Genomic DNA, 2,607 nt, shown 5'->3' with positions numbered 1-2,607 from the left:
ATTCCTTTACATTGCGTTGATTATTTTTTGAAAAACATCCTGCCGGATATGGTGAATGACGAAATTACTTCATCGGTTGATATCAAAAGAATCACAGAAGAAGCTTTGTCTTATCGTGATAAGATCTGAGAAAGCTCAATTGTCATTATCTGTGGAGTTGACGAAGACTCGTGATTCATCATAAACTTGCGGTAGTTAAAGTCGAATCCTGCTGAAAAGGATCTACTTTTTAACGAAGCGCAACTACTTTGAATACATGACTTGGTGTCTCAGTTATCCCGCAAGAGAAGAGGATAAGTCAACTCCATGCGTAATTGTAGGTAAAAAGGGGGCGCATCCATGGTATTTGTAAAAAGAATTGGCAAGGTTCATCGTACTTGTTTAACTTCACCCCGCACACGCTGTCAGCAATGTCATAGCTATTATTCTCCTTCCATCCCACATTCTATTCATCCTATCATTCATTCCAAAGAGTCCGTCAACGCTACGCCTCAATTCGTAAATTTAATCGAATGAACCCCAAAATAAATCAAAGTAATGACTAAATATATTAATGAAAACGCATACAACATTGGTAGGAGATAAGCTTCCCGTGCGAGAGTTAGCCTATATTACACAACTAGGGGGAGATTATCCACATGAAACGGAATTTTTGGAGAAAAACGATATCCAAAACGTTAATTACTACGATGGTTGTTTCAACAGCAGCATCCTTGTCGTTCTCACAGGGTGCAAAAGCAGGCGCAGAAACGGTCATTCAGATTGATCCGCAACAGCCGTATCAACAGATGGAGGGTTGGGGCACTTCCCTTATTTGGTGGGCCGATCAAACAGGAGGTTGGCCGGATGCGAAACGCAATGCGATAGCGGATTTGGTATTTGATCCCGATAAGGGGCTGGGCCTCAACATTGCCCGGTATAATATTGGAGCCGGTGATGACCCCTCGCATGATCATATGCGACTTGGCGGCAATATTGCAACGTTCGAACCGTCGCCAGGGGTTTGGGATTGGACGGCAGACGCGAATCAAAGGTGGATGCTTCAAGCGGCCAAAGCTAGAGGCGCTAATAAATTCGAGGCCTTCTCCAATTCGCCACCATGGTGGATGACGATTAGCGGCGATTCTTCCGGTGCTGTCGATGGCGGTAATAACTTGAAGGAAGACATGTATGATGATTTCGCGGATCATTTGACGACAGTGGTCCAAAAATTCCGTGACGACTGGGGAATCACTTTCGATTATTTAAGCCCGCTTAATGAGCCGATCTCGAATTGGTGGAAAGCAGGAGGCTTGCAGCAAGGAGCTCATTTTGACCTTGCGAAACAAAATCAAATTCTAGGCTTGACGGCGCAATCGCTTGCTGCCAAAGGACTTGATGGAACAAAACTAACAGGTTCGGATGAGAATTCTATCGACGATGCGATCACTTCCTACACTAGCTTGTCTCCCGAAGTGAAAACGCAGGTTGCCAAAATCAATGCGCATAGCTACAACGGGGATAAACGAACAGCCCTTAAGGGATTGGCGGATTCCGAGAACAAATCTCTCTGGATGTCAGAGTTCGGGACAGGCAGTGCCGCGCACACTCACGAGAGCATGCAGCCTGCATTTGAATTATCTACAAAGATTATTCAAGATATGAACGTCATGCAGCCATCAGCTTGGGTTGTATGGGATGCCGTGGAAGACGAGACGCAGGATAACAAAGAGAATAACAGCTGGGGCTTAATACACGCGGACTATGAGAAACAGCAGTATTGGCTGACAAAGCAATACTATGCGATGGCGCAATTCTCCAAGTTTATTCGCCAAGGTTATCAGCTGCTGGCAAGCAGTGATTCGAATACGCTTGTTGCCTATGATGCGGCTAGCGAAAAGCTGGTTATCGTTCATCAGAATCAACTGGACTATGACGGCGAAGGCTACAAATTTGATTTAAGCGGATTCCAATCCGTCACCGGAAATGTGAAAGCGTACCAGACATCGATCTCTGAGGATTTGGCCGAGATGGACGAAGCGATGCTGCAAGGGAAAACTCTGATTACGCCGGCTAAACGCAACTCGATTACTACTTATGTTGTAAGCGGTGTCAAAGTATCCCCTGAAAAGCAAGCGGTAACCTCCGTTACCAAAGTAAATGACAACACGAAGGGCACAGGCGATGCTCAATTTAACTACAGTGCAGATTGGGGATACTCGAACGAAACGGGTCCATTTAATGGGGACAATCACTATTCCAACACCACGAACGCTTCTGTGAATGTACAATTTACAGGAACCAAAATTCAAATACGCGGTCCGAAGCACAATAATCAAGGGATCGTTGCCATATCTATTGACGGCGACGCCGAGACGATGGTCGACACATTCTCCTGGTACAGGCAGGATGGGCAATTGATTTACGAAAGCCCCGAGCTTACAAACGGTCCTCATACGGTCAAAATGAGAGTAACCGGCACCAAATACGGTGCCTCGTCAGACACCTATTTTGTAGCCGATGAAGTCGATATTATCAAGCCGCAGTCAGCGGACATGACGACGATGATCAACGATAATACACTAGGCTCCAGCAACAATGAAATTCAGTATATGGGCACCAACTGGT

Annotated in this window: 1 protein-coding gene; it reads left to right on the top strand. The window is 45.6% G+C overall.

All coding sequences use genetic code 11. From position 1 onward, the window contains the following. Window positions 1-638 precede the first annotated feature (638 nt). Window positions 639-2,607 (top strand): glycoside hydrolase family 30 protein (locus tag AC1DUA_RS33145; protein ID WP_477503784.1); only part of this gene is annotated, 1,969 nt, incomplete at its 3' end.

This window comes from Paenibacillus sp. 01T422 (assembly GCF_056398785.1).
This window is presented reverse-complemented; position numbering and strand designations above follow the sequence as displayed.